The organism is Gemmatimonadaceae bacterium (genome assembly GCA_035633115.1).
In the GTDB taxonomy this organism is placed as follows: Bacteria; Gemmatimonadota; Gemmatimonadetes; order Gemmatimonadales; family Gemmatimonadaceae; genus UBA4720.
In genome coordinates this window covers 379,429-403,537 of sequence record DASQFN010000047.1, presented here as the reverse complement: position 1 = coordinate 403,537, position 24,109 = coordinate 379,429, and the positions used below count along the sequence as shown (strand labels likewise).

The following is a 24,109-nucleotide window of genomic DNA, read 5'->3' as shown; positions in this document are numbered from 1 at the left end:
CCCCAAAAACCTGTAGTTATCCGCCGAATCCGCTTAAATCCGCCGAATCGTTTTTCCATTTCTTTTGTGGTTCCGTCGTCCCGTCGTTCCCTGGCCCCAGCGTATCGCGTTTCTAAGCGCGGGCAATTGCGAGCCAGACGCCCGGGTCAAGGCTTGCTCCTCCAACGAGCAGACCATCCACTTCAGGAGCCGCGATGAGCTGTGGAGCGTTTCCGGGATTGACGCTCCCGCCGTAAAGAATGTTCGTCGTTCGCGCTCGATCGCCGCACAGGGTCTCGAGCTCGTCGCGAATGGCCTCGTGCATCGTCGTCGCGTCGTCGGGTGTTGCGTTCTTGCCCGTGCCGATTGCCCAGACTGGTTCGTACGCGATGGCGACCGGGCGTTGCATCAGCTGAGTCATCCGCGAAAGCCCGGCGCGCAGCTGCCGTGTGACCGTCGCTTCCGCCTGGCCCGCTTCGCGCTGCTCGAGCGTTTCGCCGACGCATAACATCGGCGTCAGTCCCCCGCGCTCGACTGCAGCGCATTTCCGCGCGCAGTCCTCGTCCGTCTCACCGAAGACGTGCCTGCGCTCGGAATGACCCACGAGCACGAGGCGCGCACCGGCGTCGCGCGCAATCGGAACCGACAGCTCGCCCGTGAACGCGCCCTGATCCTCCCAATGCACGTTCTGCACGCCGAGCAGTATGTCGTGCCTCTCCCCGAGCGTTGCGGCAACCGCATGAAGCGAAAGAGCGGGCGGGAAAAAAATGATAGTTCTGTCGTTCTGCCGTGGATACTGCGAGAGAAACGACAGCATGAATTCCCGGGCGGTCGTTGGCCCGTTGTTCATCTTCCAGTTGGCGGCAAAGATTGGGGCGATCATGCAGGTTCCCGGTCGTCCAGCGCTTCGACGCCGGGCAGTTGCTTGCCCTCGAGGAACTCGAGCGACGCGCCGCCGCCTGTCGAGACGTGACTCATCCGGCCCTCGAGCCCTGCGCGCGCGACGGCGGCTGCTGAGTCCCCTCCGCCGACTATCGTCGTGGCCCCACGATCGGTTGCGGCCGCCATTGCCTGCGCGATCGCCATTGTTCCCTTGTCGAACGGCGGCTTTTCGAAAACACCCATCGGGCCATTCCAGATTACGGTCTTCGCCGAAGCGATAGCTCGTGAATACGATTCGGCGGTTTTCGGACCAATGTCGTACATCGCCTCGCCAGGAGGGATTCCGTCCCTGGGAACCGCATGCGCAGAGGCGGCGTCGTCGAGTGTGGGGGCCACGACTGCGTCATGCGGAAGGATGAGTCTCGTCCCGCTTCGGTCGACAAGCGAGCGTGCCATCTCCAGCCGGTCGTCCTCGACAAGAGACTTGCCGGTCACGAGCTCCAGAGCCCGAAAGAAGGTGCATGCCATCGCGCCTCCGATGAGGAGCGCATCCACTCTTGGCACCAGTTGTTCTATCACGTCGATCTTGCCGGAGATTTTTGCGCCGCCAAGAATTGCCACGAAAGGTCGCTCAGGGTCCGCGAGAGCCTTCCCGAGATATTCGAGCTCGCGCTCCATGAGGAAGCCGGCCACCGCGGGCCGAAGGAATTCACACAGGCCCACCGTCGACGCGTGGGCGCGATGGGCCGCTCCGAACGCATCGTTGACAAAGAAGTCGCCCAGCTCGGCGAGGGCGCGCGCGAGGCGTTGATCATTCGTCTCCTCGCCACCGAGGAATCGCGTGTTCTCCAGAAGAAGAATCTCGCCTGGCCCGAGGTTGCGCGAAGCCTTCATCGCTTCGTCGGTGTCGGTCGTCTCGATGAATAACACTTTCACTTTCATCAGTTCTTCGAGCCGATCCGCCACGGGCTGCAGCGAGTACTTGGGCGTTGGCTTTCCCTTTGGCCGCCCAAGATGCGAGAGAACGACCGGACGCGAGCCGTGGTCGAGCAGATACCTGAGCGTTGGCATCGATGCCCGGATTCTCGTGTCATCGGTGATCTCGCCTTTGTCATCGAGCGGAACGTTGAGGTCCGCGCGAACGAGTGCGCGCTTGCCGCGCAGCTCTTCTTCGCTCAGATCGCGGAGCGTTTTCTTTGCCACCCGGATCGGGTTAAAGGCGGGCGCCCATGAAGCGGAGCATGTCGACGCAACGCGATGCGTATCCCCACTCGTTGTCGTACCAGCCGGAGACTTTCACGAGCGTGCCGTCGACGACGATCGTCGTCTTCGCATCGAAGATGCACGACGCGGGATTGCCGATGTAGTCGCTCGAGACGAGCTCTTCTTCGGTGTACTCGAGATACCCGCTGAGATCGCCAGCGGCGGCGGCCTTGAACGCCGCGTTGACGTCCGCGACGTTCGTCGCCTTCTCCACTTCGACAGTGAGATCGGTGAAGGAGACGTCCGGCGTCGGCACGCGAATGGCGGCCCCGTCGATCTTTCCCTTGAGCTCGGGAATGACGAGTGATGTAGCCTTTGCCGCGCCAGTCGTTGTCGGAATCATCGAGAGAGCGGCGGCCCGTGCGCGTCGCAGATCCTTGTGCGGCAGGTCGAGGATCTGTTGATCGTTGGTGTAGCTGTGAACGGTGAGCATCGACCCGTGCACAAAACCGAAATTATCGCGAATCACCTTGACCATCGGTACGAGACAGTTCGTGGTGCACGACGCATTCGAGACGATGTGATGCTTCGCGGGATCGTACCGGTCGCTGTTGACGCCCATCACGATGGTGATGTCCTCGCCCTTCGCCGGCGCGGAGATGACCACCTTTTTCGCGCCGCCAGTAATGTGCTTCCCTGCATCCGCCGCGCTCGTGAACCGGCCGGTGGACTCGAGAACGATCTCGACTCCAAGCTCACGCCACGGCAGCTCGGCCGGATCCTTGTGGGTGAGGACGCGAATCTCGTCTCCATCCACGGACAGGCACGAGCCATCGGTTCCGACATCTCCGCGGTATGTTCCATGGATCGAGTCGTACTTGAAGAGATGGGCGAGTGTTCCCGTGTCCGTGAGGTCGTTGATCGCGACAAAATCAAGGTCCAGTACTTCCTGCTCCTTCGCGGCACGAAGCACCTGTCGCCCGATGCGCCCAAAACCGTTGATGCCGACACGAATGGCCATTTCTCGATTCGTTCCTATGGTGTCAGCCGGTCACCAGCAGCAGCGGCCCGGCCGAATGTCACGTAGCTGATGATTCGCGAACCCGCGTCGAAAAGCGCGGCGGCACATGCGCTCAGGGTTGCACCTGTCGTCACGACATCGTCGACGAGAAGAACGTGTCCGCCGCGGAGCTTCGCGCGCGCATTTTCGGGGACGCGAAATGCTCCGGCAACATTGCTCAGTCTCTCCCCCGGAGTCAACTCCGTCTGCGTGCGTGTGGCTCGTGTTCGCGTGAGCACATCCTCCCACATCGGAATCCTCCAGAGCCGCGCGAGCTCGCCCCCTATGACGGCGCTTTGATTGTATCCGCGCTCGCGCTCCCGCGACGGAGCGAGTGGAACGGGAACGACTGCAGCTCGCTCGTCGATTACATCCCGCGGCCAGGCAAGGCGCGTCATACGCCGCGCCACCGACGGTGCCACATCGCACCACCCGGAATACTTGAGAGCGTGCACGATCTGCCCGCCCGTGCCGGGCGAAACCCAGCAGTAGGATCGCGCCGCGCGCACGAAGGGAGGCAGATTGTCGCACCACTGGCAGCTGTACCTGCTCAACGGGTGACCGCACCGCTCGCATCTCGGGTACGGCAGCTCCCGCACGAGCGTCCAGCAATGTCCGCAGACGATTCCCCTGTCGCCGTGAGGAACAAGGCGCTCGCAGACAACGCAACAAATGGGAAGAAAGAGTTCAACCAGTGCTCGGCCGCTCGCCGCCGCCGCCACCACCGCCGCGTCCGTCAAAGAGGCCGCTCGTTGCGTTATGCACGTCCGGTGGCCGCTTTCAATGCCGTCCACATTACATCCCGGTCGGGCTGCACACCAAACCATATCTCGAAGGCGGCCGCACCCTGCTCGAGCAGCATCGGCAAACCATCGCTTGCAATCCGGCCCTCGGCTCGCGCGAGGCGAACCCATGCCGTCTCTCCCACCCTGTACGCGAGATCGAGGACAGCGGCATCACGGTCGAGCTTCGCAAGCGAAACTGGGACATCGTCGGATTCGAGACCGATGGGCGTGGCATTGATCACAATCTCACCACGGACAGGTTGGTCCTCGCTCAGCGTTTCGATGCGCGCAACATCAGGAAAGCGTGCGACGAGACGGCCGGCACGTGATTGGTTTCGCGAATAGATGCCGGCGCTGCATCCTGGCCATCTCTCGATCGTGGCCAGTACGGCCGCGGCAGCGCCGCCCGCGCCGACAATCGCGAAATGCGCGTTTCGAGGCTCCTGTCCAAGCATCGCGCGAACAAACGCGCCAAAACCTACGGGGTCGGTGTTGTCGCCGGCGAGATCACCTTCGTCGGACGTGCGGAATGTGTTGACCGCACCGATGCGCTCGGCGAGAGGCGAGACGTTGTTCATGAGACTCACGACGGCTTCCTTGTGCGGTATTGTCACATTGCCCGCAGCGCGCTCGCCTGCGAGCGAAGCAAGGACCGCGTCGAGTGCAGCCGCCGGAACGTCGAGCAATTCGTAGCGCAGAGGAATTCCGGCAGCTGCGAGCGCAGCATTGTGCATGACCGGTGACAGCGAGTGCGCCACTGGATGGCCGAGTAGCACAAGCCGCCCGGGGAGCCTCACGCTGCCTGGATTCGCTCCAGAATTTCCTTCAGCTCGTGCTCGAGCTCGTCGGCTGTCGCGCGATAGTCGTTGAGATTTCCGCCGAAGGGATCGGCGATTGAACGACCGGCTGCGCCACTCACCCCGTAGCCGGCGAAAAGATGGACGTTGGCGTTCGGACCCATCTCGCGCACCTGCGCCAGATGCGCCGGCGACATCACGAGCACGAGATCGGCGTTGGCGACAATCTCGGGCGTCAATCGGCGAGCCCGGTGGCCCGATATGTCGAGATTGCGCTCGACTCCGACGAGAAGCGCTTCATCCGATGCCGGTGAGCGGTCCCACGCCTGAGTACCGGCGCTCTCGACTTCCAGGTCTGTCCTGCCGGATTCGAGGATGAGTCGGCGCGCGATAGCTTCGGCCATCGGGCTTCGGCAGGTGTTGCCGGTGCAGACGAAAAGGATTCTCACGGCCTACGTGTCGGCGACGATGTCCGGCACGACGGCTCTCAGCGTTGCTGCCGACACTGCGCCGGGGCGAATTACCCGCGGTCGCGGTCCAGTGCAATCCACAACGGTCGAGGGAGGTGACTGCAAAAGCTGACCTCCGTCGAGGACGTGCAGTACGCCGCGAACAATCGACTCCCGCCACTGCTCGACGATCTCCCCGGCGTTCGTCGCGGCGTCCACTCCCGGCCGGTTCGCGCTGGTCGAGGTGATCGGTTCGCCATACGCCTGCACAAGCCGGCTAAGGCCGCGATGCGGCGTCCACCTGACCGCGATTCCTCCCTCGGGCCCGCGTAACTGATCGGGGACGCGCCGTTCGCCACCAGGGAGCACGAGCGTCAATGGCCCGGGCCAGAAGCGCGCGGCAAGCTGCGATGCGTAAGCGCTGAGATGTAATTCAAGACGTCCGATCATCTCGCTCGCGGCAACGATGAGGAGAAAAGGCTTGTTGGGCGGACGGCCTTTGAGTGCGATCAGTCTGTTGACCGATTCCGTGTCCACTGCCCCGCCGAACCCGTACACCGTCTCGGTTGGATACGCAAGAACACCATGCTCTCTCAAATGCGATTTTGCGGCACCAAGCGCAGCTTCGACTTCCTCGTCCGACCAGAACGGGATGGCGCGCCCTTCAGATGTCATTCCGGCAAGATACTCAGCGCCTCAGCCAGCGCGAAATCCGTCTCGCTGGTAATCTTGATCGCGCGCTCACTCCCGGGCACGATCACGACCTCCATGCCGAGTCGCTCACACAGCGACGCGTCGTCCGTCGCCGTTACATCAGTCGCGGCCGATTCGATGTGCGCCTGCTCGAGCATCTCGCGCGGAAAAGCTTGCGGCGTCTGTATTCTCCAGAGTCCGGTGCGATCGACAGTCTCGAGAACTTTGCCGGCGTTGTCCGCGCGTTTCAGCGTGTCGACTACGGGAAGTCCGGGCGCCGCTCCGTGACCCTTTCTCGCTTCGCTGATGACCCGCTCGATCATCGCCTCGCTCACCAGTGGACGTGCTGCGTCGTGCACTGCGACGATTCGTGCGAGATCACCGATGTCCTCGAGCCCGTTGCGAACCGAGTCACTCCGCTCGCGTCCGCCCACCGAAACCAGCATTCGCTCGGCGTCACACTGGAAGAGCCATGGCGGGGGGTCGCCGGCGTGCTGCCTGGGAAGAACCACAACCACCATCGCAACGTCGACCCGCTGCTGAAATGTCTGAAGGCTGTGCAGGAGCATCGGCTTTCCGGCGATCCATCTGAACTGCTTGAGCTCCTCGCCGTCGGTTCGGGTGCTCGAGCCAGCCGCAACGATGATCACGCCGACGTCAGCCGCGCTCACTGAAACAGCTGACCGAAGAGATCACTCACGGTCCGAACTCCTCGAGGAGTGATTCCTTTTGGAGGCCGCGACGGAATCGCCCGCGCTGACATATACGCCGTCGTCATTCCCATCTTTGCCGCCTCTGCGAGCCGCCGCTCCGACTGCGACACTGGTCTGATCTCACCGCCGAGTCCCACTTCGCCAAGGAAGATGGAGCTCGAAGCGACCGGGCGGTCGTAAACGCTCGATGCCAGGGCAGTCGCAACGGCTAGATCTCCGGCAGGCTCCTGTAACCGCACACCGCCCACGACATTCAGAAACACGTCGAGCTGCGCGAACGAAATGCCGGCGCGCTTGTCGAGCACGGCGAGGAGCAGCGCGAGACGGCGGCCGTCGTATCCGGTGGCTACGCGCTGCGGTGTGCCGAAACTTGACTTTGCGGCCAGACCCTGAATCTCGATCAGCACCGGTCGGGTTCCCTCGAGAAGAGCGGTTACGGCACTCCCTGATGCGTGATTCAGTCTGTCGCCGAGGAACAGCTCGGAAGGGTTTGCCACCGGGTCGAGCCCGTTCTGGGTCATTCTGAAAACCCCGATCTCGTCGACGCTTCCAAAGCGATTCTTGATTGCGCGCAGCACGCGATGATCCAGGGTTCCTTCGCCCTCGAAATAGAGAACGGTGTCGACTATGTGCTCGAGAGTCTTCGGACCAGCGATTCCTCCCTCGCGCGTTACGTGCCCGACGACGAACACCGTCGTGCCGGTCTCTTTGGCGAATCTCATGAGCCGCGCCGCGCATTCGCGCACCTGACCCACGCTTCCCGGCGCGCTCTCGAGGTCCGCTGTGAAAACAGTTTGGATCGAATCGACAATCAGAATATGCGGAGTGAGCTTTACGGCGGTGGCGACAATCGTCTCCAGAAGAGTCTCACCGAGGACCAGAACATCGCCCGCGTCGTCTCCCAGACGCTCCGCGCGCATTTTTACCTGAAGTCCTGATTCCTCTCCGGATACGTAGAGCGTGCGGTGCCCCGCCTGCTGAAGGCGCGCCGCGACCTGGAGCAGAATCGTGGATTTGCCAATGCCGGGCTCGCCGCCGACAAGGACCATCGAGCCGGGAACGATTCCACCTCCGAGCACGAAATCGAATTCGGCAAGTCCGCTCACCCACCGCGGCTCGGCTGCACCGACTATGTCCGCGAGACGGCGTGGGGTCGCAACGTCGCCGCCCTCGCCGAGCGCTCGCGCACCACCGATGCGGCGAGCGGCGCCTTTCCCCGCTGATGCCGTCGAAGCGCGCGAGATCGATTCCTCGACGAGCGTGTTCCATTCCCCGCACACGTCGCAGCGTCCCGCCCATCGCGGATGGTCCGCACCGCAGCCGGTGCAGCGGTATAGCGTCCTTGCCTTCGGAGTCACGCTGGAACAGCGCGAGGCGAATAGTTCTCGAAGCGGGTGAAGGTCTTGTTGAAGAACAGGTTTACCAGACCCGTCGGCCCGTTTCGCTGTTTGCCGACGATTATCTCCGCGCGGCCCTCGAGCGAATTCCCGTCTTTGTCAATCGGCCCGTCGTACACCTCCTGCCGATAGATGAACATCACCAGATCGGCATCCTGTTCGATTGCGCCGGACTCGCGAAGATCGGAGAGCTGCGGGCGCTTGTTCTCCCCCGTGCGCTGTTCAGGTGCGCGCGACAGCTGCGACAATGCAACCACGGGTACGCGGAGCTCGCGGGCAAGCGCCTTCAGGGATCGCGATATGTAACTGATCTCCTGCTGCCTGCTCTCCGTATTCGTCGGCCCCTGCATCAGCTGCAGGTAGTCCAGGACGATCATGCCGATGTTGTTGTCGATCTTGAGCCGGCGCGCCTTGGACCGCATCTCCAGCAGCGTCATCGCCGGCGTGTCGTCGATCCAGATTGGCGCGTGGCTGAGCATTCCCGCGGCGCGGCCGAGACGGACGAATTCGTCATCGTGCAGCTTGCCCTTGCGAAGACGCTGGGCGTCCACGCGACCCTCCGACGTCAGAAGCCGCTGAACCAGCTGCTCCTTGCTCATCTCGAGAGAGAAGAACGCGATGGGAACTTCGTTATCGAGAGCAGCGTTTTGGGCAATGTTGAGAATGAACGCTGTTTTTCCCATGGATGGCCTGCCGGCGACGATGACGAGGTCCGACGGCTGGAAACCTGCCGTGATGTCATCCAGATCCTTGAACCCACTTGGCACGCCTGTAATCGATTCGCCGCCGCGCTGCAGGAGCTCGATCCGCTCCATGGTCGGCCAGAGGAGCTCCTTGATCCGCGTGAATCCTTCGGCTCCCCTGCTCTGGTTTACCTCGAATATCCTGTGCTCCGCGGCATCGAGCAGCTCGCCGGCGGATGCGGCAGAGTCGAACGCCTCGCTGACGATTGCGGTTGAAACCTCGATCAGCCTGCGGCGGAGGGCTTTCTCTCGAACGATCTTGGCGTGATACTCGACGTTCGCCGCGGTGGGAACGGCGTCGACGAGAAAGCTGATGTAGTCTCGGCCGCCGCTGGCCTCCAGTTCGCCGGTGCGGCCCAGCTCTTCGGTGAGCGTCAGCGGATCGATTACATCGCCGCGGTCCGACAGGGTGACCATCGCCCGGAAAATTCGACGGTTCCCCTCCCGATAGAACATGCTTTCGTCGACGTGCTCATTGGCGCGCAGAATCGCGTCCTTGTCCATGAGCATCGCGGACAGCACGGCCTGCTCGGCATCCTCCGAATACGGAGGGCGCCGCTCCGAGTACGGATCACGCCCTTGAGGGGCTATCGAGTATTCGACGGGCGAGCTTGACATCTTCCCATGTTGGGCGTTTCCATGCGGAATTCCGGAGCAGTGCCGCAGGGTGGTACGTGACGACCAGCGGGATGCCGCGATATTGATGCACCAGGCCCCGCAGTTTTCCGATCGGTGTTTTGGTGTCGAGAAGAGTTTGGGCGGCGAAGCCTCCGAACGCAACGATTACTTTCGGCTTGATAAGCTCGAGCTGCCTTATGAGGTACGGACTGCAGGCAGCGACTTCGTCAGGCAGCGGGTTGCGGTTGCCGGGCGGGCGGTGTTTGAGGACGTTGCAGATGAAGACATCTTCGCGGCGCAGTTCCACGGCCGCGAGAATCTTGTTGAGCAGATTCCCCGCAGCCCCAACGAACGGCCGTCCCGTTTCGTCCTCGGTGCCACCCGGCGCTTCGCCGACGCACACGAGCTGTGCCTTGGGGTTGCCTTCACCGGGGACCGGGTTCAGCGCGGTCTTGTACAGGCGGCAGCGCGTGCATTTCGCCACCGACTTTTCGACTGCCTTCAGAGATGCGAGTCGCATGACGTCGTCGTCAAAGAGTCCCGTGCTATCGGCCGGAGCCTCCAGGCCTCGAGCGGGTGCCGGCTTCTCTCCGAGCACCGCGCGCCAGTCGCCTCGAGGCTCCGCCGCCGCTACAGCCCTTGAGCCACCAGCATTGATCGCACCAATCGCCTTCATGACGTCGTCAACGGTCATTGTATCGAGCAGAAGCTCGGTCTCGCCCATGTCCCGGCGCTGCTCGAGGTACCGGCGAAGCTGATCTCTAGCGTCCACTTAACAGCGGCTCCACGCGGTCGAGAATCGCATCGGCGAGCGCGGCTTTCGTCATCAATGGAAGCCTCTCCGGCTTGGCGCCGGGAGTCACGATCGTCACTCGATTTGTGTCGACACGAAAGCCGGCTCCTTCTTCCAGGGCATCGTTTACGACGATCATGTCGAGTGATTTCTCACGCAGCTTCGCCTCGCCCTTTGCCAGTGCGTCACCCGTTTCGAGCGCGAACCCGACAATTATCGCGTGCGGCGGACGCAACGGCAGCGTTGAACGGAGAATGTCGGTGGTCGGTGAAAGGCGAATCGCCATCCCGGCCGAATCGTCACGCTTGCTGATCTTCCGGTCGGCGGGCTTCGCCGGACGAAAATCTGCCGGGGCCGCCGCCATTACCAGCGCATCAGCGGTCGGCAGAGTGGACGCGACAGCGGCAGCCATTTCGTCCACGCTCTCCGCACGCAGGACTACGGGCCCGGCACCAACCGGCACCTCCGCATGGCCAAGCACAAGCGTGACAGAGGCGCCGCGGCGCCAGGCGGCTTCCGCGATCGCAATTCCCATCCTTCCGCTGCTGTGATTGGAGATGAATCGAACGGGATCGACTGCCTCGCGAGTTGCACCGGCCGTGACGACGATGCGTTTCCCCGAAAGAGAGCTGTCCGGCTCCAGCCGCCGCGCGATATGCGACATGATCGTCTCGGGCTCAGGCATCCGCCCCGGCCCGCTGCCCTCCCCGGCTGCCAGAGGCCCCTCGTCGGGATCGAGCACAGTGTAGCCGCGCTCGCGGAGACTGGCGACGTTTGCCGCCGTTTGCGTGTTCGCCCACATCCGGTCGTTCATCGCGGGTACGAGGAGAACCGGCGACGTGTTTGCGAGCAGGGCGGCCGTGAGCAGATCGTCTGCGTGGCCGTGCGCGGCGCGCGCGAGGAAGTCGGCCGTTGCCGGCGCCACCACGAAGAGCGCCGCCTCATTCGCGAGCCGGATATGATCGAGAGCATTGCCGGCGCCGAAAATCTCGCTGTAGCTGCGGCGGCCGGTGACCGCCTCGAACGTTATCGCTCCAACGAATTCGAGAGCCGCGCGCGTCATCACCACGTCGACCTCGGCGCCTGCCTGGGTCAGCAGACGCGCCAGCATCACGGTCTTGTAGCTTGCTATTCCCCCCGTTACGCCGAGGAGAATGCGGCGGCCATCGAACGGCCGCAAATCACCTACTCCGTGCGGCGCCGCGGGATGACGCGATACTCGATCTCACCGCGCGCAAGCTCCTCGAGCGCCCGCGTCGTGAGCTTCTTCTCGCCAGCGGCTGAGCGGTCGCGGGGAAATTCATTGATCACGCGCGCAAACTTCGCAGCCACCAGAACGCCCAGATACTTGTTCGTGGCATGCTTGGCAATGTCGTTCGGTATGAAAACCTGCATGTCTAACTGCTCCTCTTGTTGTTTTCGATTTCACCCTCGAGGCCGACGACGAGCTCTCCCACTCGCTCGCCCAGCCGGGCAATCCTCGATGTGCGCATCCTTTCTGCGTCCACGATCTTCGATACCGCTTCAACGGCACGATCGAGATCGTCGTTCACCACTACATAATGATACATCCCTACCGCCTTGAGCTCTGCTACCGCGGTCCGCAGCCGCCTGTCGAGCGATTGCACGTTCTCGGTTCCCCGTGCCTTCAATCGCTCGAGCAGCACTCCCGCGTTGGGAGGGAGCACGAAAACAAGCACCGACCTCGGGTAAGCCTCGATGAACTGACGCGTCCCCTGCACGTCGATGTCCATCACAACGTCCCGGCCGCTTGCAAGCACCCGGTCGACTTCCCGGCGCAGCGTACCGTAAAGATGCTGGTGCACCTCGGCAGATTCCGCGAACTCATTTTTTTCGCGGGCGGCGAGGAACGCCTCGGGCGTCAGGAAAAAGTAATCGGTTCCGTCGATTTCGGCTGGCCTCGGGGGCCGGGTGGTGCATGATACTGAGTATCCCAGGTCGTGACGGCGCCTCAGAAGCTCGCGCGCGATGGTGGTTTTGCCGGCCCCGGATGGTGATGAAAGAATGAGTGGAAAACCGCTCACTCTACGTTCTCTACCTGCTCGCGGATTCTCTCCAGCTCTTCCTTGATGCTGACCACTTCGCCGAGAATGGGCGCGTCGGCTGCCTTGCTTCCCATCGTATTCGCTTCTCTGACCATCTCCTGCAGAAGAAAGCCGAGCCGCTTGCCAACCGCGTCGCTTTCCGTTTCGTCGAGCGTGTTACAGAAGGCGTCGATGTGCGCCTTGAACCTGTCGATTTCCTCGGAGATATCCATCCGGTCGGCGAGGATCGCGACCTCCTGCGCCAGCCTCTGGGGATCGACGTTCGCGGCTCCTGCCAGCTCGCGAACCGATTTGCGGAGCCGTGTGCCGTGCTCCGCCAACCGAATGGGGGCTCGTTCGGCGATCCGGTCCACAGAAGCGGCGACGAGGTTAATCCTCTCGAGGAGAAATCCAGCGAGGCGCGCGCCCTCCTCGGAGCGCATCGCGAGCAATGACGCAACTGCCCTTTCGACCACTGCAAGTAGCTCGTCCACCGAGCCATCGTCGCCCTCGTGACTCACGAGATTCACGACGTCGGGCAGCGAAAGTACGGTGGCGGCATCGAGGCCGCCGGTAAGGCCGTGCCTCTCCTGCAGGCCGCGAAGGACTGCGACATACTCGGCGAAGCGCGCCTCGTTTATCCCCCCGGCTGGCGTGCTATCCCGATCAACCCGGGCCGTGAGCGCGGCATGACCGCGGGCGATTCGCTGCCGCAGTATCTCCCGCACGTCCCCTTCCCACTTGCTGAAGGCGGCGGGAAGCTTGATGCTCGGGTTGAAGAACCGGTGATTTACGGTCCGCAGCTCTACGCTGACCCGGAGGGATCCCACCTTGCCCTCCGACGACCCGAACCCCGTCATGCTGGTTATCATATGCGGCTACCTAAGTTACGACAGGACACAAGATGGTCAATTCCAGAACTCCCACCTGACGCCGTACAGATTGACCGCCCGGTGCATGTAGAAATCCGGCACGATCTGGTGGAGCAAGCCCGCGAGGTTCCGAACCTGATACGAGATAGTACCCCGAAGGATTCTAATCTCCAGCAGTCCCATGAAAACATTGCTGGACGCCGCGGTGCGGTCGCCCTGGGCGACCGGAAAGCGCGCGATGCCGCGATACTCGTGAATCACCGCGGCATGGATTCCGAAGTTTCCACTCGGAAAGCGTGACAACCAGCTCGTGATGAAATTGATCTCGGCGCGCGAGTGCTGGAGGGGACGGTACGCGTCGGACGCTGCCCATCTCGTGGCGATGATGTCGGCACCGAGGGCGCCGATGATCGGCCCGCGGATGGCCAGAAAACTACCGCTTCTGAGACCGGCGCTCGTCGCCACGTAGGATGTATCGAAAACGCGGAGCGGCTGCAGCAACGCAGTGTCCCGGGTCATGAACCCTGCGGACACCCAGGTTCTGAAAACCCTTACCCCAGCTTCTATGCGCGCCGAATTGATATCAGGCCCGCGCGTTAGCTCATCACGAGTATCGGTCGAGCGTGTCACGGCGCCCGTGATCGCCGCGAATGGAACCGGTGTCAGCCTCGCCACGATGTCCGCGCGATTCGCTCCGTGAAAACCGTCACGCTCGGCAAAGACGCTCACCAGTGCATAGCGCCAGTCGAGCTCGAAGCGGCCGCTGGGTGAGTGCGTTGTTACGCCATCGCGGCTGCGCACGCGATGCATGGCCGACAATCGAGCTGGTCCGCGCGCGAATCCGCCGGACAGGACGTACTGCTGGAAGCGGCTCGTCGTGTCGGCACTATCGGGAATGATGCGGAGCGATGCAGCCGTCGCTGCCGTCACGTGTCTGCTGTCTTCCTGAAGGCGGTTCACCGATGCAAGCGCCTCGACCCAGGGGCCACTGCCGATTCGGCCCCACGCGGCGCGAAGGTATGCGAGTGTCTGCGTTCCACTGTACCCGGGAAGCGACTGCCCCGCGCCGAATGTCGGCTGTACGACGCGTTTGCGCGTTGCGCGGATCGCCAGAGCATCTACGCTCCAGTGTGCACCGCCAGTTCCGACGCGCCCCAGCAGTGACAGTCCGTCACCACCGCCGCCGAAGCGAGCCGAGTTCGTGTTGAATTGCTGTCCGGCGAACTGAACACCGGCGCCATTCTGAAAGCGCTTGCCGTAATAGCCGCGATAAAGGTTGGAGTCCTCGTCGCCGGTCGAAACGTCGACTCTCGTGTACGGCACCGTGCGCTCCACCTGCCAGCTTCGTAGATGCACCCGGAGCTCTCCACCAAGACGCTCCACGCTTACCCGTTCGAGCGTCCAGAGCTGCACGGTGTTGAGGTCGAGCAAAGGCGCGGTTCGCGCATCGAGATTGTCCAGCTCCAGGCCGTCGTAGAAAATGCGTACACGATCGACGGCACCGTTTACTGCCACGAATTTTGGCGACGCAAGCCAGCCGCTGCGAAACGTAAGCGCTCCGGGAATCCGGTCCAGTAGGTCCGCGACCGTCAACGCACCACTGGCGAAGAGCTCCTCGCGGTCCCAGCTGTACTGAGGCCCTATGTCCGCGGTGACGGGATCCCGGGAGCGGCCGAAGCGCGCCTTGATCGTATCACGCTTCGGCACCGCGGAATCGGTCGCGGGTTTCGGCGGGATCGGCACTTCACTTCCGGGCGGCGGAACGACCTGTGCTCCGGCGGTCACATGCACTCCGACGAAAAACGCCCCGGCCATCAGGCCGAGGCGAGCACGACCCCAGCGGTGATGCTGCAGCACGCTCAGGTCACCCTTCCCCGCACGAACTCGATGAAGGTGCCCGTTGGAATTCCTGTCGGGCCTTTGGGGATCGCGCCAAGGTCCGCGTCCGAGTATGCGGTGCCGGCGATGTCGAGGTGAACCCAGGGATAGCTCTCCGTGAATTCCTTGAGAAACATTGCCGCTGTGATCGCCCCGGCAGGCCGGCCGCCCGAGTTCTTGATGTCCGCGACGTCCGACTTGATGAGATCGCGGTATTCGTCCCAAAGCGGCATGGACCAGCCCGGCTCACCGGCGCGTTTGCCGGCCGCAATCACCTCGCCGATGAGAGCGTCGTCGAGCCCGAAAACTCCGGTCGCCGTATGACCGAGCGCAATGACGCACGCTCCGGTCAGAGTCGCGGCGTCGATAACGACCGCCGGATCGAAGCGGCGCGCATACGAGAGAACGTCAGCGAGAACAAGTCGGCCCTCGGCGTCAGTGTTGATGACCTCGATGTATTTGCCGAGATGACTCTTCACGACGTCACCCGGATTGACTGCCGTTCCGGATGGCATGTTGGTGGTCGCACCGATCAGACCCACGACGTTCACCGGAATCTTCATTCGGCATATCGCGTCAAACGCTCCAAGCACTCCGGCCGCGCCGCACATATCGAACTTCATGTCTTCCATCGACTGCGCGGGCTTGATCGAAATTCCGCCGCTGTCGAAGCACAGCCCCTTCCCGACGAGCGTGACCGGCTTCTCACCCGGCTTGCCACCTGCATATTCGAGGGCGATCAGCTTCGGGTCCTGCGGTGTTCCCTGCGCGACGCTGAGGAAAGAGCCCATCCCCTCGGCCGTCATTTCAGCGCGTCCGAGCACAGTTAGCTTGAGGCCGTGACGGTCGGCGATCTGTTTCGCGGTGTCAGCGAGGAATTGAGGAGTGCAAAGGTTGCCGGGCATCATGGCGAGCGTGCGCGCCAGAGAATGCCCGGCGCCAATTGCCTGTCCTGCGTCCATCGCAGCGCGGTTCTCGGGATTGTCGTCCGCGAGTATCGTTACGCGCGCGAGCGGTGCACGCCGCTCCTCCTCCGGAGGTGGGCTCTTCAGATCCTTGTACTCCCACGCTCCGGCGAGCAAGCCGGTTGTTACGGCCTCGACTTCGCGCTCGCCTAGAACGCCGGCGTGAAATCCAAGGTCTCCTGACCCGAGCTTACGGGCTTGTCGCGCAGCCACTGCCGCCGCGCGCCGCAGACCACCAGCTCTGTCGCCTGGTTTTCCCATCCCGACGAGCATGATACGGCGCGCCCCGTTTGCTGTGCCGGTGAACTGCAGCAATTCATCCCGTGCCCCACGGAACTCGCGCGCAGCGATTGAGCGCTGCAGCTCGCCTCCCAGCGCGCGGTCGAGATCCTCGAGCGTCGCGGCGCCGGGGTTCTCGTCCATCGCAACAGCGAGGAGAGCGGTCGAAAAGTCCGCGACTGCGGCGGCGCTGAGCTGAATCTCGGGTGCCACTATTGCCGCATGCCTGCGATCACTGCGTCACCGAATGCGGATGTGGAGACTTCGGTGGCTCCGGGCATCTGGCGCGCAAGGTCGTACGTCACCCTCTTGGCCTTGATCGCGTTCTCGACTCCCCGAATTACGAGATTCGCAGCCTCGTTCCAGCCCAGATACTCGAGCATCATCGCTCCCGACAGAATCACACTGCCCGGATTGATCTTGTCGAGGTTCGCGTATTTTGGAGCAGTTCCGTGCGTTGCTTCGAACACGGCCATGCCGTCGCCCACGTTTCCACCGGGCGCGATGCCGAGGCCACCCACCTGCGCAGCGGCGGCGTCAGACAGGTAGTCTCCGTTCAGGTTCGGAGTTGCGATCACGGCATACTCCGACGGGCGCAGCAGAAGCTGCTGGAACATCGAGTCCGCGATGCGATCCTTCATGATGACGGCGTCGGCGCGAGTGTCGCGGCCCTTTTTCTCCACATCCGCCTCGGTGCAGGTCGCGTCGCGGAATTTTTCCTCCGCAACCTCGTAACCCCAGTCGCGGAATGCGCCCTCCGTGAACTTCATGATGTTGCCTTTGTGCACGAGTGTCACCGACTCGCGGTTCTTTGCGATCGCGTGGCTGATGGCCATCTCGACCAGCCGCTTGGTGCCGAACTCCGACATCGGCTTGATCCCGATGGCGGACTTGTCGCGAATCTCGCTTCCGAACTCTGTTTTCAGGTAGGCTCGCAGCTTCGCGGCCTCGGGAGAGTCCGCGCGCCATTCAATTCCGGCGTACACATCCTCAGTGTTCTCGCGGAAGATCACGATGTCGACTTTTTCCGGCTCCTTCATGGGGGCTCCCACGCCCTCGAAATATCTGACGGGCCGAATGCACGCATACAGATCGAGCACTCGGCGGAGCGTCACGTTGAGCGAGCGAATCCCCGTTCCGACAGGTGTCGTCAGCGGACCCTTTATCGATACGCGGAACTCCTGAAGCGCATCGACGGTCTCGTTTGGCAGCCAGTGATTGAATTGCTTGAACGATTTTTCGCCGGCGTATACTTCCATCCACGCGATTTTTCTCTCGCCGCCGAACGCCTTTTCAACCGCTGCGTCGAACACCCGAACGGACGCTCGCCAGATGTCCGGCCCAGTGCCATCGCCTTCAACGAAGGGAATGATCGGGTTAGCAGGCACGGAGAGCTTTCCGTCGGCGTACGAAATCGGCTCGCCGTTGCGGGGAACTGTCGAGAGTTTATAGTCGGCCATCAGGGAAATTGGAGGGGGCGCAGGCCTATCAAACTAGGCGCGCCGAATGACCCCAGCAAGCGATCCGCGTCACGCGTCGCGGATCAGCTTAGCGATCAAAAGAGTTGCCACGCTACGAGGCTGACGATCAGCAGGACCGCGGCTGCCGCGGCGGCGATGATGTATTTCCGTGTCGATGGCTCTGCTTTAGGAACCTCGCGCGCCTGCGCGTTCGGTCCGGTGAAGGGAGGGGCCCCCGTCGCCATCTCGTAGAGAACGCACGCCAGGCCGTACTCGTCTGTTCGGCCGTCGATATCCTTTTCCGCGAACGCCTGCTCCGGGCCCATGTAGGTCGGAGTGCCCAGCGACATGCCGGTCTGGGTCAACGCTGCGGTGTTCATACTGTTCACCGCCCTCGCGATTCCGAAATCCGCAATCAGTGCGTGACCTTCCTGTAAAAGAATGTTCTCCGGCTTGATATCGCGGTGGATAATGTTCTTCCGGTGGGCGAAGTCGAGTGCGGTGGCCACTTCGCTCGCGATGCGCAGCGCGTCCTCGATCGGAAGAATCTTGTCGCGGTTCATTCTGTCGCGCAGTGACTCTCCGTCGACGAAAGGCATGACGTAGTACAGCAGGCCATTAGCCTCACCGGACCCTACCGAACGTCGAGTGCGATCTTTTCCGCGCGCTCGAGCGCGGCTATTCCAGGCTCACCTGCAGGTCGTGGTCGAGGCACCGGCGCGCGCGTTGGAGCGATTCTCCTGGTGCGAAGCCGCCGCACCGCGTCGGGCAGCCGGGTTCTCAGGAGCGTCACGCCGTCGTCGAGAAGCGTCGACATCACCGGAACAACGAGCAGAGTCAAAAGAGTCGATGTGATCAATCCGCCGATGACGGCGCGCGCCATCGGAGCACGCTGCTCCGCGCCCGCGCCCAGCGCGAGAGCGAGTGGGATCATCCCGAAAATCATCGCGGTTGTCGTCATGATGATCGGACGAAGCCTGATTCTCCCGGCGATCAGAAGTGCCTCATCGCGCGAATGTCCCTTCTCACGCTGCTGATTCGCAAAATCAATCAGCAGGATTCCATTCTTCGTCACGAGACCCATCAGCATGATGATTCCGATCATCGTCATCACGTTGATGCTTCCATTCGTCAACAGCAGTGCCAGCGCTACGCCGATGAAGCTCAATGGCAGAGCAAGCATGATCGCGAGCGGCTGGAAGAACGAGCCGAAGAGCGAAGCCAGGATCAGATATATGAAGATGACGGCGAGCCCCAGAGCCGCGAGGACAAAACCTTTCGTCTCCGTCAGATTCTGCACGTCGCCGGTGAACTGGGCATGGTATCCCACAGGCAGTCCAAGTGAGTCGATGCCGGCGCGAACCGCGTCGGCGACTGCTCCCATCGCGAAGCCGGGCATGACGCCGGCGGAGATGGAGACTTGTCGCTCGAGATTGCGGCGGTCGATCTGTTGCGGCGCCAGGCTAGTCTGCACGTCCGCCACCTGTGAGAGCGGAATCATCGGCGGCTGACCGGTGCTCGGATCGACGGTGCCCGCGGGAATCGCAATGTTCGCAACATCGGATGCCGTCTTGCGCAGTGAATCGGGATACACGACAACGACGTCGTGAGAAAAGCCCTGCGGATCCTCCCAGCGCGTAGCACGCTGTCCCGCAAAAAGCGGCTGCAGAGTTCCGGCAATTGAGTTGATGCCGAGCCCCGCGGCCCACGCCTGCTGGCGATCGACGTTTACGTCGAGCTGTGGAATCTGTCCCTCGTCACTGGAATTGGGCTCCGCTGCGCCGGGGGTCTCCCTGATCAGATTCAACACCTGCTCCGCCGCAACCTTGAGCCGGGTCTCCTCGGGCCCCTGCACGTTGACGATTATCGGCTGACGGAATCCGCCGAAGATGGATGGCGTCCCGGTGATGACAGGGCGCACACCCGCCATCTGAGAAAGTTTTCCGCGCAGAGCACCCTGTATCTCTTCCTGCGATCGCTCGCGCTCGCCCTTCGGGCGGAGGCGTACGTAAATGCTCCCGTTGTTGGGCGTTCCCCTGAACCCTCCACCGATGGTCGTGTAGGTGAATTCGGTTTCGGGCTGAGATCTGAGGAACGAGCTCACTTCCTGCGCCTTTGACACCGTGTACGAAAGACTCGAGCCCGGTGGCGTTGACACTCGAACGTTGAATTCGCCGCCGTCCACGTCCGGCAGCCAGGTGAATCCGAGGTACGGGTAGATCAACCCTGCAGCGACGATCGATCCTACAGCACCCGCCATCACTAACGCGCGGTGGCCCAGGGCCCACGAGAGCAGCGGAGGGTACTTGTTCGCCGTTCTCTCGAACCAGGCGTCGAACGCGAGTCCTACCCGGCGGATTGGATTTCTTGTCCTTACCGCCTTGCCGGAATGCGCGCTCTCACCTGCGGGGTCCGGCCAGACGCTGGACAGCATCGGGTCGAGAGTGAACGACACGAACAGCGATACCAGAACAGCGAACGTGACGGTGACGCCAAACTGGAAAAAGATCTTGCCGATCATTCCGCCCATGAACGCAACGGGAACGAACACGGCGACTACCGCGAGCGAGGTGGACACGACGGCGAGGCCGATCTCGTCGGTTCCTTCCTGCGCGGCACGAACGTGACCCTTACCCATGTGGACGTGCCTGACGATGTTCTCGCGAACGACAATGGCGTCGTCGATCAACAGTCCGATCGCGAGCGAGAGCGCCAGCAGCGTCATGGTGTTCACCGTGAAGTCGAACACCCACATGATGAAGAAAGCCGAGATGATGCTCACCGGCAGTGTCAGGCCGGTGATGATCGTCGAGCGCCACGAGTTCAGGAACAGGTAGATGATGGCGATCGTCAGAACCGCGCCGAGGATGATGTTGAGCTCGACGTCCTCGAGAGACTCGCGAATGCGCCTCGAATCGTCGCGAATCACGCGCAGCTGAACGTCTGCGGGAAGCTGTCGCCGCAGGTCCGCCGCCGCGGCGCGCACGGAATCGGCAACGGCGACGGTGTTCGACCCCGAGATCTTCAGAACGTCGATGGCCAGCGCGGGAGTGTTGTCGAGGAGCGCCGCAGTCCGCTTGTCCGCGGATCCATCCACGACTTTCGCAACGTCTCCAAGGCGAATCGGAACACCGCCACGGATCGCTACGGCGATACTCGCGAACGCGGCGGGGTTCACCACTCGTCCGGTCACCCGGATGAGCCGCTCCGTGTCTCCCTGCTGAATGCGGCCGGCCGGTACCTCCTGATTCTCACGGCTGAGCGCCGCGATCACCTGTGGCGGCCCGATACCATATGACTTCATCGCCGCCGGATCGAGCTCGATCCTGATCTGCCGCGTCTCGCCACCAGAAACGTTTATGCCGCCAACGCCGGGTATTGCCTGAAGTCGTGGCGATATCACCTCTTCGGCGAGGCTCGTCAGCTCGCGAATCGGGCGGTCGCCACTCTGGATCGCCACCGATATGATCGGTCGGCTGTTTGGATCGAAGTGATTGATTATTGGCTCTTCGATCTCCGGAGGCAGCGTGCGGCGGATGCGGGCGACTTTCGCCTGCACATCCTGTTGAGCGGCAAGAACGTCAACGTCGAGATTCAGTGTTAGCCGAACGATCGAAATGCCGTTGAGCGAAGTCGAATTGATCTCCTTCAACCCCTGCACTGTGTTCAGCGCTTCCTCGATGGGGCGCGAGATGTCCCTCTCCATCACCTCGGGGGATGCGCCGGGGTAACTCGTCTGCGCGATGACGATCGGGTAAGTGATGTCCGGGTATTCGTCGATCGCCAGCTTGCCATAGGAGACGATGCCAAGGACGACGAGAGCAGCCATCATCATGGTTGCGAATACCGGCCGCTTGATCGAGACGTTCGAGAGAAACATCGCTTCTCCTCGCTACGGACTGCGCGGTGGCGTGCCCGCTCCGGGCGACGATGCCCGGGATGACTGCCCACGGCCGGCGCCAACGACCTGAACTTTCATTCCCTTCCCAAGGCTGCCGACGTTACCCGAGACGAGGCTGTCCCCGTCCGCGACCCCTGACAGAGCTTCAGCAATTCCAGTGCGATCGTCAACGACCCCGACCCGAACTGTCGCGGTATCGACGCTGCCCTGCACAACCTTGTAGACAATCTGGCCACCCCTCGGGGATTGTCGTAGTGCCGAAACCGGGATCACGAGTGCATTGCTTATCGTCCGCGAAAGAACCGTTCCCGTGGCAAATGTGCCACCCTTCAGAGCACCTGTCGGGTTCGGAACCTGGACGTAGACGGTTATCGACCTCGACGCGGGATCGACTGTGGGGCTCAGCCGCGCGACGCGTCCCTCGAACGCCTGGCCGTTTGCGGAGAACTCGACTGACTGCCCTCTTGCCACGCTGTTCGCCTGCTTCTCCGGCACTGCCGCCGCAAGCTCGAGAATATCGTTGCGCACAACCGTGAAGAGCTGTCCCCCGGAATTGAGGTGCTCCCCAGTCTCGACGAATCTCTTTTCGACCGTGCCCGACGTGGGCGCGAGAACGCGCGTGTCGCGCCGGTTCAGCGAGCTCGACCTCACCTGGGAATTTGCCGCGGCAAGCTTTGCTCTCGCCGCTCCAACTGCAGCTCGTGAGCTACGCAACTCTTCCTCGGCAATTGCGCCTTGCTTGAAGAGCTGCTCGGACTGTGCGAGCCGCCACTCGGCAGTGGCCAGATCGCCCTGGGCGGCAGCCCTCCCGGCGGCGGCGCTTTGAAGCGTGCTCTCCTGCCCGCTGGATTCGAAGCGCGCGAGCAGCTGCCCCGCCCGAACGTAGTCGCCTTCGCGCACGAACACGCCCTGCAGCACCCCTTCTATTCTTGCCCGAACGTCCACGGTCTCGATGGGGCGCAGCGTACCCGTTATCGCGACGCCATCGACCATGTTCGCCCGTCGCGCAACGGTGATGTCGGTCTCGGCGAGAGTGAGCATCTGCCCCCCTCTACCGCCGTTTGCTGCAGAACCGCCCGCCGGACGCGCGGATGCTTCTCCCCGGTCGGAGCCGGAGCAGGCCGTAACGACGATGCACGCCGAAAATCCCGCGCAGACCAGCCGCTGATTCTTACGGAGCACGCTTCACCGAAGGTGGAAGTGACGTACGAGTTGTTGTAGCCGGAAGATCGAACAGCTGCGGCGGCCTGCCAATGGCACGGGCGTAGCCTGCAGCCGCAAGATAAAGATCGTAAACCGCCCGCGCCTGGTTCGTGCGCGCCAAAGTCAAAGCGAGCTGGGCGTCGGAAACCTCGAGCTGCGTCGCCAGGCCGCGGGACTGACGGAGGCTCGCCAGACGATACGCCTCGGCCGCTTCCGCCGCGTTTTGTCCGCCGGCGGCAAAAAGCGCCTCGGCACGATCGAGCTCGGCGCGAGCCGTTGCAGTCTCGCTCTCGATGCGTTCGCGCGTCTGCGCGAGCTGCAGGTCGGCGAGTCTCGCCTGCGCATTCGCGAGATCGATTGCACCCTTCGCTCTGAAGCCGTCGAAGATCGGAATGCCGATGCTCACGCCGAAAGACTTGTCACCGAACCACCCGCCGTTCTGACGTGTGCATACTCGCGTGGTCGAGCCGTCGGCGCAGGGGATCTCTTCGAATCGTCCGCGCGTCGTGGGAAAGCCCGTCTGAGGAAACGCCTGGGCGCCCACAATGCCTATGAGACTGACTGTCGGAAACAAGTCTGCGCGCGCGACGCTCACCGCAGCACGTCGCGCCTGCGACACGAGTTCGGCCGATCGCAGCGCGGCTCGATTCGTCGTGGCTTGATCAGCGCGGAGCTGCGCGATCCAGCGAAGCACCGAAGTCGTGTCGATCCGGCTTGTAAGCTTGAGCGGCTGATCGAAGGGGACGTTGATGAGACGCCGCAGATCCACCATCGCCAGCTCGACGTCACTGTGTGCCTGGATGACTGTCGGCTGAAGATTGGCGCGCTCTACTCCCGCGCGGAGCACATCGTACCTCGAAGCGCGGCCGGCGCGCTCGAACTGCATTGTTTGCGCGAGACGCTGCTGGGCAAGGCCGAGAGCGGTATCCTGGATTTCGGCATAGTTCGCCGCGAACAGCCCTTGCAGATAGGCACGCTGCACGTCGAGCGAGACCTGAGCTGCGACTTCCGTCTGATCCAGACGTGCCGCACCTCTGACTGCCGCCGCGGCACGTGAACCGGCCATGACCCTCCCCCCTTGAAACAGCGTCTGCGAGAGAATGGCGTTCGCTGTGTAGGTATTGGGCTGGTTGAAGATCTGCCCGACGGCGCTCGCGCGTGCGCTCTGCATCACGTGACTCTGGCTGGTATTCAGCCGGAGCTGCGGAAGTCCGGAGGCTCTCGCGACGGTGACCTGAGCGTCCGCGACATCGACCTGTGCCGCGGCGGCACGTGACTCGTCGCCGATGCGAATTGCCCGCTCGACCGCCTGCGGCAGCGTGAGCGGGAGACTGTCAATCAAGGCTGGGGTGCGCGGCTGGGCTGCAAGCGTGCCCTGCAAAGCCACAAGAAGC

22 protein-coding genes are annotated in these 24,109 nt (G+C 62.7%); all 22 read right to left on the bottom strand.

Going from position 1 to position 24,109, the window contains the following annotated elements; genetic code table 11:
• Positions 1–112 precede the first annotated feature (112 nt).
• Positions 113–862, bottom strand: coding sequence for a triose-phosphate isomerase (gene tpiA, locus VES88_06420; GenBank protein ID HYN81118.1), 750 nt, complete (start codon positions 860–862; stop codon positions 113–115).
• Complete coding sequence (locus tag VES88_06415; protein HYN81117.1) at positions 859–2,064, bottom strand: phosphoglycerate kinase; 1,206 nt, start codon at positions 2,062–2,064, stop codon at positions 859–861. Before VES88_06415 ends, tpiA begins: the two co-directional genes overlap by 4 nt.
• Positions 2,065–2,074: 10 nt before the next feature.
• Positions 2,075–3,085: a type I glyceraldehyde-3-phosphate dehydrogenase gene (gene gap / locus VES88_06410; GenBank protein HYN81116.1), complete on the bottom strand. Its 1,011-nt coding sequence runs from the start codon at positions 3,083–3,085 to the stop codon at positions 2,075–2,077.
• A gap of 14 nt (positions 3,086–3,099) precedes the next feature.
• Entirely contained in the window at positions 3,100–3,864 is a 765-nt protein-coding gene (locus tag VES88_06405; protein ID HYN81115.1) for a phosphoribosyltransferase family protein, read from the bottom strand.
• Between the two features lie 17 nt (positions 3,865–3,881).
• A complete protein-coding gene (locus tag VES88_06400) occupies positions 3,882–4,706 on the bottom strand; it encodes a shikimate dehydrogenase (GenBank protein ID HYN81114.1) in 825 nt (274 codons plus the stop codon).
• Entirely contained in the window at positions 4,703–5,155 is a 453-nt protein-coding gene (locus VES88_06395) for a low molecular weight protein arginine phosphatase (GenBank protein ID HYN81113.1), read from the bottom strand. Before VES88_06395 ends, VES88_06400 begins: the two co-directional genes overlap by 4 nt.
• 3 nt (positions 5,156–5,158) lie before the next feature.
• Positions 5,159–5,830, bottom strand: coding sequence for an L-threonylcarbamoyladenylate synthase (locus VES88_06390; GenBank protein HYN81112.1), 672 nt, complete (start codon positions 5,828–5,830; stop codon positions 5,159–5,161).
• Positions 5,827–6,519, bottom strand: coding sequence for a 2-C-methyl-D-erythritol 4-phosphate cytidylyltransferase (gene ispD, locus VES88_06385; protein HYN81111.1), 693 nt, complete (start codon positions 6,517–6,519; stop codon positions 5,827–5,829). The genes VES88_06390 and ispD overlap by 4 nt, the downstream gene beginning before the upstream one ends.
• Positions 6,516–7,919, bottom strand: coding sequence for a DNA repair protein RadA (gene radA, locus VES88_06380; GenBank protein HYN81110.1), 1,404 nt, complete (start codon positions 7,917–7,919; stop codon positions 6,516–6,518). The genes ispD and radA overlap by 4 nt, the downstream gene beginning before the upstream one ends.
• Positions 7,916–9,319, bottom strand: coding sequence for a replicative DNA helicase (gene dnaB / locus VES88_06375; GenBank protein ID HYN81109.1), 1,404 nt, complete (start codon positions 9,317–9,319; stop codon positions 7,916–7,918). The genes radA and dnaB overlap by 4 nt, the downstream gene beginning before the upstream one ends.
• Positions 9,273–10,091 (bottom strand): uracil-DNA glycosylase, encoded by an 819-nt coding sequence (locus tag VES88_06370; GenBank protein ID HYN81108.1) that lies wholly within the window; start codon positions 10,089–10,091, stop codon positions 9,273–9,275. Before VES88_06370 ends, dnaB begins: the two co-directional genes overlap by 47 nt.
• Positions 10,081–11,292, bottom strand: a complete 1,212-nt coding sequence (coaBC, locus tag VES88_06365; protein ID HYN81107.1) for a bifunctional phosphopantothenoylcysteine decarboxylase/phosphopantothenate--cysteine ligase CoaBC — start codon at positions 11,290–11,292, stop codon at positions 10,081–10,083. Before coaBC ends, VES88_06370 begins: the two co-directional genes overlap by 11 nt.
• A gap of 5 nt (positions 11,293–11,297) precedes the next feature.
• A complete protein-coding gene (locus VES88_06360) occupies positions 11,298–11,507 on the bottom strand; it encodes a DNA-directed RNA polymerase subunit omega (GenBank protein ID HYN81106.1) in 210 nt (69 codons plus the stop codon).
• Positions 11,508–11,509: 2 nt separating this feature from the next.
• The gene (gene gmk, locus VES88_06355) at positions 11,510–12,157 is read right to left on the bottom strand and encodes a guanylate kinase (GenBank protein ID HYN81105.1); all 648 of its coding nucleotides are present in this window, start codon (positions 12,155–12,157) and stop codon (positions 11,510–11,512) included.
• The gene (locus VES88_06350) at positions 12,154–13,017 is read right to left on the bottom strand and encodes a YicC/YloC family endoribonuclease (protein ID HYN81104.1); all 864 of its coding nucleotides are present in this window, start codon (positions 13,015–13,017) and stop codon (positions 12,154–12,156) included. Before VES88_06350 ends, gmk begins: the two co-directional genes overlap by 4 nt.
• 48 nt (positions 13,018–13,065) lie before the next feature.
• A complete protein-coding gene (locus VES88_06345; protein HYN81103.1) occupies positions 13,066–14,844 on the bottom strand; it encodes a Plug domain-containing protein in 1,779 nt (592 codons plus the stop codon).
• 44 nt (positions 14,845–14,888) lie between these two features.
• The gene (locus tag VES88_06340; GenBank protein HYN81102.1) at positions 14,889–16,364 is read right to left on the bottom strand and encodes a leucyl aminopeptidase; all 1,476 of its coding nucleotides are present in this window, start codon (positions 16,362–16,364) and stop codon (positions 14,889–14,891) included.
• On the bottom strand, positions 16,364–17,611 hold the full coding sequence (gene icd, locus VES88_06335; protein HYN81101.1) for an isocitrate dehydrogenase (NADP(+)): 1,248 nt from the start codon (positions 17,609–17,611) through the stop codon (positions 16,364–16,366). Before icd ends, VES88_06340 begins: the two co-directional genes overlap by 1 nt.
• Positions 17,612–17,706: 95 nt before the next feature.
• On the bottom strand, positions 17,707–18,222 hold the full coding sequence (locus tag VES88_06330; protein HYN81100.1) for a serine/threonine-protein kinase: 516 nt from the start codon (positions 18,220–18,222) through the stop codon (positions 17,707–17,709).
• A gap of 23 nt (positions 18,223–18,245) precedes the next feature.
• Positions 18,246–21,491 carry an efflux RND transporter permease subunit gene (locus VES88_06325; GenBank protein HYN81099.1) on the bottom strand — a complete coding sequence of 1,082 codons (3,246 nt, stop codon included), beginning with the start codon at positions 21,489–21,491 and terminating at the stop codon, positions 18,246–18,248.
• A gap of 12 nt (positions 21,492–21,503) precedes the next feature.
• Positions 21,504–22,694 carry an efflux RND transporter periplasmic adaptor subunit gene (locus VES88_06320; GenBank protein ID HYN81098.1) on the bottom strand — a complete coding sequence of 397 codons (1,191 nt, stop codon included), beginning with the start codon at positions 22,692–22,694 and terminating at the stop codon, positions 21,504–21,506.
• Positions 22,684–24,057 carry a TolC family protein gene (locus tag VES88_06315; GenBank protein ID HYN81097.1) on the bottom strand — a complete coding sequence of 458 codons (1,374 nt, stop codon included), beginning with the start codon at positions 24,055–24,057 and terminating at the stop codon, positions 22,684–22,686. Before VES88_06315 ends, VES88_06320 begins: the two co-directional genes overlap by 11 nt.
• Between the last annotated feature and the right edge of the window lie 52 nt (positions 24,058–24,109).

What these genes read in the sequence shown, in the direction of transcription:
- VES88_06325 (HYN81099.1), bottom strand. Translation starts at nt 21,491, where the DNA reads ATGTTTCTCTCGAACGTCTCGATCAAGCGGCCGGTATTCGCAACCATG.
- icd (HYN81101.1), bottom strand. Translation starts at nt 17,611, where the DNA reads ATGGCCGACTATAAACTCTCGACAGTTCCCCGCAACGGCGAGCCGATT.
- gap (HYN81116.1), bottom strand. Translation starts at nt 3,085, where the DNA reads ATGGCCATTCGTGTCGGCATCAACGGTTTTGGGCGCATCGGGCGACAG.
- tpiA (HYN81118.1), bottom strand. Translation starts at nt 862, where the DNA reads ATGATCGCCCCAATCTTTGCCGCCAACTGGAAGATGAACAACGGGCCA.
- VES88_06345 (HYN81103.1), bottom strand. Translation starts at nt 14,844, where the DNA reads ATGGCCGGGGCGTTTTTCGTCGGAGTGCATGTGACCGCCGGAGCACAG.
- VES88_06350 (HYN81104.1), bottom strand. Translation starts at nt 13,017, where the DNA reads ATGACGGGGTTCGGGTCGTCGGAGGGCAAGGTGGGATCCCTCCGGGTC.
- VES88_06390 (HYN81112.1), bottom strand. Translation starts at nt 5,830, where the DNA reads ATGACATCTGAAGGGCGCGCCATCCCGTTCTGGTCGGACGAGGAAGTC.
- dnaB (HYN81109.1), bottom strand. Translation starts at nt 9,319, where the DNA reads ATGTCAAGCTCGCCCGTCGAATACTCGATAGCCCCTCAAGGGCGTGAT.
- VES88_06360 (HYN81106.1), bottom strand. Translation starts at nt 11,507, where the DNA reads ATGCAGGTTTTCATACCGAACGACATTGCCAAGCATGCCACGAACAAG.